Origin of the sequence: Psittacicella gerlachiana (assembly GCF_003585965.1) — a bacterium.
Lineage (GTDB): Bacteria > Pseudomonadota > Gammaproteobacteria > Enterobacterales > Psittacicellaceae > Psittacicella > Psittacicella gerlachiana.
This window is the reverse complement of the sequence record NZ_NRJF01000104.1, coordinates 24,844-31,242: the sequence shown is the minus strand read 5'-3', so window position 1 is coordinate 31,242 and position 6,399 is coordinate 24,844. Positions and strand designations below refer to the sequence as shown.

Below are 6,399 nucleotides of genomic sequence, written 5' to 3'. Positions count from 1 at the left end.
GAACAATTTCCTTGGATGACGGGAGCTCAATTAAAGACTACGCTTTTAACTACGGCTATAGATCTTGGTGATCCTGGAGTGGATGAAATTTTTGGTTGGGGATTAGTACATGCTGATAATGCTATTCGTGGCCCTGGTCAGTTTTTAAAGGATACAACTTTTAAAGCTGATTTAAAGCTTCGTCCAACTGGATCTGCTAATCATTACTATTTCTTGAATAATATTTCTGGTGAAGGTAATTTAGAGGTATTAGGAAATCAAGGTGATTACCTTTATTTAGTTGGCGAGCAAAGCTATACTGGAACTACGACGGTTACGAGTGGAAATCTTGTTTTAACCAATAGCTATGATATTTATACTCCTGCAGTAATTGAGCAAGATTATTTTACTAGAGCAAAAGTTAAAACTAGCTCTCTTAATGTCGCTTTAGCTGGGACAGCTTCTCTTTATGGAGTTGAATTAACTAAAGCTAATATTAGCGGGAAATTACAGGTAAGTAATAGTAAAGTTAATAATTTAACCTTACAAAATTCGAGTTGGTTAATTGTTAATCTCAATGCGGTAAATAGTTGGGATGGTGCTAAACTTACTCATGGTTTAGAAACTCAAACAGTAGCTCTTGATGGGGTGTTAACCGTAGCTCCTGTAGTAAATCAAGCTCTAACTACAGCAAGTGGTGAGTTAGAAGTTATTACTTGGAAAACTAAATCAGGTGAGTTTGCTTATGTAGAGTATAAAGATAATGCTTATTTAACTTTATCAGCATCTGAGCAGTCATATACATCTACAGGTTTTAAAGTTAAGTACCAAGTGAAGAACTCGGTAGCTGTAGCTACAAGCTTAACTTCAGCTTCTGAGTACTCGCTTCAAGATCAAGAAACTTTATTAACTGGAGCAACGCTTCTAGATGCGAGTTTAACTGATGTAGCTTTAACAGCTTCAGACTTAACTACAGAAGAGCAAGCTACTTTAGCTTCGATTCAAAATTTATCAACTGAGCAAGCTCGTGACTTATTAATCAGTCAATCTGGAGTTAGCTATAGCAATTTACTCCAAGCTACAAGTCAAGCAAATCTAAAAACAACTTTAGACTTTACTAAAACTGCAGCTGGACGTTATTTAACTTTAGATAACTCAGTGCATGCTTATGTAGATGCTCATTATCAAGATCAAGATTGGTCTTTAAGTTCTTCATTCTTAAAAGGAACTTTTAATAATCAAGGAATGACTGCAGGTGCTTATAAGCAAGTAAATGGTTATAATTTTGGGGTTGCTGCCAGTTATGCTACAGGTAATTGGCATGAAGGTATTAAAGGTGCAAATTATCATTTAACTAAAGCAAAAGTAAAAACTTCCGGTTTAACTTTAACTTTTGGTAAAGCAAGTAACCAATATTGGTTAGCTTCAAGTATTTTTGCTTCTTATAATCGCTTTGATGTAGAACGTAGCTCGCTAGAGGCTTACGATCAACAAACTAAATTTAATGCAACTTCTTTAGGTTTAGATTTACAAGCGGGTTATTTAGCTTTACAAACAAATAACTTTACTTTAGAAGTAAGAGGCGGATTAATTTATCAATATTACCGTCAAGGTGCATTTAAAGAAAATGCTACTAATACTACTGCAGAAAGTTTAGCATTTGAAGCAAGAAGTAGAGGTACCTCAAATCTTTATGCAAATCTTGGCTTAAAGGCAAATTATAACTTTACCACTTTTGCTTTACCTTCGGCTTTAGAGTTAGAAGTTAATGCTCAACAAAAACTTAGTAATAATAACTTTAAAGTGAAATTTGCTCAAGGCGGCAATGGAGCTAGTGGTTTTGGTCATAATTTCTTAGCGGATTTAAATTTAGGATATAGCTTAAGTTTAAATGAAAGCTTTACGATTAAACTTGTTGGTAGTTATGTAAAAGCAAGTAATTGGGAAAGTAAAGAAGCTAAATTAAGTTTTGATCTTAAATTTTAGATAAAAAGAAACGGTCTAGGTAGTAATACCTAGACCTTATTAGTTTCAATTATTTGTTTAAGTATGCACTTACTTTATCGTAAACTTTGTCTACGGTAAAGCCGAATAGATCAAATAATTGTGCAGCAGGTGCTGAGTCACCATAACGGTCAATACCTAGTACTAAACCGTCTAAACCAGCATATTTATACCAGCCAGAAGTAGAACCTACTTCAAGAACTACACGTTTACGTACTGAACTTGGAAGTACAGCTTCACGATATTCTTGATCTTGAGCTTCAAAGGTATCAACAGATGGTAGAGATACTACACGTACCGCTTTACCTTCTGCAGTTAATTTAGCTGCTACTTTCACTGCTAAATCTACTTCAGAACCTGTAGCGACAAAGATAACTTCTGGTTCACCATTAGCTGCATCTACAAGAACATAACCACCTTTAGCAATGTCACTAACTTGTTGTGCTGTACGCTCTTGTTGTTCAAGATTTTGGCGAGTTAGGATTAAAGCTGTAGGTTTAGTACGGTTAGCTAATAAAGCTTGTTTCCATGCTACCGCAGTTTCTACTTGGTCAGCAGGACGCCATACGCTTAAGTTAGGAACTAAACGTAATTGTTCTGTATTTTCAATAGGTTGGTGGGTTGGACCATCTTCACCTACCCCAATAGAATCATGAGTAAATACATAAACAGTTTGGAGTTTCATTAATGCAGCCATGCGAATTGCGTTTAACGCATAGCTTGAGAACATTAAGAAAGTACCACCATATGGTAAGTGATTTCCGTGTAGAGCAAGACCGTTCATAATTGCCGCCATACCGAATTCACGTACTCCGTAGTGTACATAGTTACCCGAAACATCTTCAGGAGTAATAGATTTGCAACCTTTAAACATAGTTAAGTTTGAAGGAGCTAAGTCTGCTGAGCCACCAACAATCGAAGAAATGTATGGAGCGTAAGCATTTAATGCGTTTTGTGATGAAGCACGAGTTGCTAAAGACTTAGGTTCAGCTTGAAGTTGAGCAATATATTTATCTGCTAACTCTTCTAAACCAGCTTCAAGTTCACCATTAAAACGAGCTTCTAATTTTGCTCCTAATTCAGGGTATTTTGCTTTATAGTTTGCAAAAAGTTGATTCCATTCTTCTTCAAGTTTTTGTCCTGTAGTACGAGCATTCCATGCGTTGTATGCTTCTTCAGGAACATAGAAAGGTTCTAATGATGGCCATTGCATAGCTTCTTTAGTTGCTTTAATTTCATCAGCACCTAGAGGAGCACCGTGTACATGGTGAGTACCTTCTTTGTTTGGAGCACCTTTACCGATAACGGTTTTACAAATGATTAATGTTGGTTTTGCTTGTTCTGCACGTGCAGCGTCAAGAGCTGTTTGAATTTGTTCTGGGTTGTGACCATCTACATTTTCAATTACGTTCCAACCGTAAGCTCTAAAACGCTCAGCTGTATTATCGGTAAACCAACCATCAGTATCACCATCGATTGAAATTTTATTAGAATCGTAGAAAGCGATTAGTTTATTTAAGCCTAAAGTACCAGCTAGAGAACATGCTTCGTGTGAAACGCCTTCCATTAAACAGCCATCACCGAGGAAAGCATAAGTATAGTGGTCTACAGGTTTTAAATCTTCTTGGTTAAACTCTTTAGCTAAAAGTTTTTCTGCTAGAGCCATACCTACAGCATTAGCAATTCCTTGACCTAAAGGACCTGTAGTCGTTTCTACTCCAGGAGTATGACCATATTCAGGATGCCCTGGTGTTAAAGAACCTAATTGACGGAAGTTTTTAATTTCCGATAATGATAATTCATAGCCTGTTAAGTGTAATAAGCTATAAATTAACATAGAGCCATGTCCATTTGATAACACAAAACGGTCTCTATTAGCCCATTTTGGATTTAAAGGGTTGTGTTTAAGGTTGCGACGCCATAAAACTTCTGCAATGTCTGCCATTCCCATAGGAGCACCAGGGTGACCTGAATTTGCTTTTTGGATAGCATCCATTGAAAGAACACGGATAGCATTAGCACATAGTTGTCTTAGAGTAGGAGTTGTCATCATCTAATTCCTATTATTTAGTTTTAGGAAAAGTTTAGTTTATATTCTCGTTATGTATTTAGAAAAAGAAAACAAAACCAATGAATAAGAAAGAAAAAATCCTTTCTCGATATAAAATTTACATGCTCTATTATACTTTATTTTCCTAAAATTACGGTTACACTTTTTTATTAATTCTCAAAAGGTGGGATAAGTTCACAATTTTCTTAAAATTTTTGATCGTGAGGAGATCAAAATCTAGGGAAAAAGCTTTGTTTCCTCTTTTATTTTGTGTGTAATTTTTTTGGCTTGTGTTAAAATTAGTACAGGTTTACAAATGATAAAGTGAAACTAAAAAATTTAGATGGAGAAATTTTTGCATGACTTTGCAAAGAGTTTCTAATTTAGCAGAATTAAAAGCAGTTAATGATTTTAAAGAAAAAATTATAGCCTATCCTACCGAATCGGTTTTTGGTTTAGGATGTCGGGTTGATAAATTAGAAATTATAGAAGAAATATTAAATTTAAAAGACCGTAATATCGAAAAAGGTTTTGTCGTTTTAGCTAGTTCTTTAGAACAGTTAAAAGGAATTGTTGATTTTAGTTTGCTTACGAGTGAACTAAAAGAGTTATTAGAAATTGTTAATTATCCACGAGGCAACTCCCCTTATTCACCTTTTGATGATTTACCTGGGGTATCGCGTGAATTTAAAAATAAATTCTTACTTGCTTATCAACGAGCTTTAGAGAGATTAATGCCTATATATAAGAAAGGTTATCTAATCGAAAGCGTTGAGCATCAAGAGCATGGAGAGATTATTGGGGTTCTTTTAGAGTTAATGCTCCAAGTGCAACAAGGAATTTTCTCGATTCCTGACGATAAAAGAAAATTAGAAGCTTTATACTTAGCTTGTGCCTTACATAACTCAGGACAAGGGATTACCTTTTTATTACCAGCTGCTAAAAGTTGTCCACAAATTTTACATGGTAAATTTGCAACTGTAGCGGTAAGATTTACTCAAGAGCCGTTTTTAGTGAAGTTAATCAAAATCCTTGGGGGTGCCTTAGTATCAACTTCAGCTAACTATTCTGGGCAAGATTCGATTCGTACTGCAGATCAAGTGGCACAAATGCTAGATACTGATTTTAGAAGTTATCTTGCTGATCAAGTTATTCTTATAGATAAACCTGTAATTTATGACCCTAAATTGGGCGTTAAAGAAAGTATTCTCGTTAACCCTTTATCTACACAAACGATAAAAAAATTAGAGAAGAAAAATATTGGCATAATTCCGCCTCAGGGGATAAATCGTAATAAGCAAGATATTTTATATCCTAATATGGATATTCCTTCAGCTAATCTTGCAGAGTCAGTGCTCTATACTTTAATGCGTTTTTGTATCGATCGAACATTCACGGTTTATTGTTACAATGTTTTAAGTAATTATTACGAAGATCCTGATGTTGAGCATAATGAGGCTCAGCTTAATGCTCTAATGCAAGAAGTAACCGCAAGGTATCAACAGAGGTAATATGTTATCTAATCGTTTTTTAGTTTGGGGAAATCCAATCTCTCATAGCTTATCTCCAAGAATTCATGAAATTTTTGCGAGTCAACGTGGAGAAATAATTGACTACCGTCGTCGTGGTGAGGGCATGGACGTGGCAACTTTTATTCCAGCTTTATTAGATTTCTTTAATAATGAGGGAGGGAAAGGAGCAAATATTACTTCTCCATTTAAAAATGTCGTATATGAATTAATTGAAAACCGCTCAGAGGTTTGTCAAATCGCTCAAGCTTGTAATACCATTATCAAGAAAGAAGATGGAAGCCTATATGCCGAGAATACCGATGGTTATGGTTTAGCTACGGATTTAAAAGATTTAGGTTGGCTCACCATGGACACTAAAATTTTAATTCTTGGAGCTGGAGGAGCAGTTACTGGAGTTTTATTCCATCTTTTAAAAGAAGGTGCAAAAATCGATATTTTTAATCGTACTCGTTCTCGTGCTCAAGAAGTTGCCCAAAAATTTAGTAAGTATGGACAAGTGCATGCCGTTAATGAATATGATTTTAACGAATATGATCTCGTAGTTAATGCTGTTGCTTATAAACAAGGTGATGCGGGAGTAAACTTACGTACGGCAAGGATTAGTAATCCACAAACTAAGTTTTATGATATGCAGTATACTGCCAAGGGTAAAACTCCGTTTCTTGAATTTGTCGAGCAATTAGGTGAGGTTAAATACTTTGCAAATGGTTTAGGAATGTTAGTAAAACAAGCTGCTTTGTCTCATTACTATTGGTTCGGTGTGCTTCCTGATGCTCAAAGTGCTTTAATTGAATTGAGAAGAGAGCTTGAGAAAGCAACCTTAAAGTAGAAGCT

The 6,399-nt window shown here is 35.4% G+C and carries 4 protein-coding genes; 3 read left to right on the top strand and 1 reads right to left on the bottom strand.

The annotated features are described in order from the left end of the window. Positions 1-1,965, top strand: a 1,965-nt coding sequence (locus CKF59_RS04150; RefSeq protein WP_147397116.1) for an autotransporter outer membrane beta-barrel domain-containing protein, incomplete at its 5' end; no start/stop codon positions are given. Between the two features lie 49 nt (positions 1,966-2,014). On the opposite strand, the gene tkt is transcribed toward CKF59_RS04150, so the two are convergent. Next, positions 2,015-4,033: a transketolase gene (gene tkt, locus CKF59_RS04145; RefSeq protein ID WP_119534714.1), complete on the bottom strand. Its 2,019-nt coding sequence runs from the start codon at positions 4,031-4,033 to the stop codon at positions 2,015-2,017. 359 nt (positions 4,034-4,392) lie between these two features. Here tkt and CKF59_RS04140 point away from each other — a divergent pair, with 359 nt between their 5' ends. Both CKF59_RS04140 and aroE read left to right on the top strand, forming a co-directional pair. Next, positions 4,393-5,544 carry a Sua5/YciO/YrdC/YwlC family protein gene (locus tag CKF59_RS04140; protein ID WP_119534713.1) on the top strand — a complete coding sequence of 384 codons (1,152 nt, stop codon included), beginning with the start codon at positions 4,393-4,395 and terminating at the stop codon, positions 5,542-5,544. A 1-nt stretch (position 5,545) separates the two neighbouring features. Continuing rightward, complete coding sequence (gene aroE, locus CKF59_RS04135) at positions 5,546-6,394, top strand: shikimate dehydrogenase (protein ID WP_119534712.1); 849 nt, start codon at positions 5,546-5,548, stop codon at positions 6,392-6,394. Positions 6,395-6,399 lie beyond the last annotated feature (5 nt).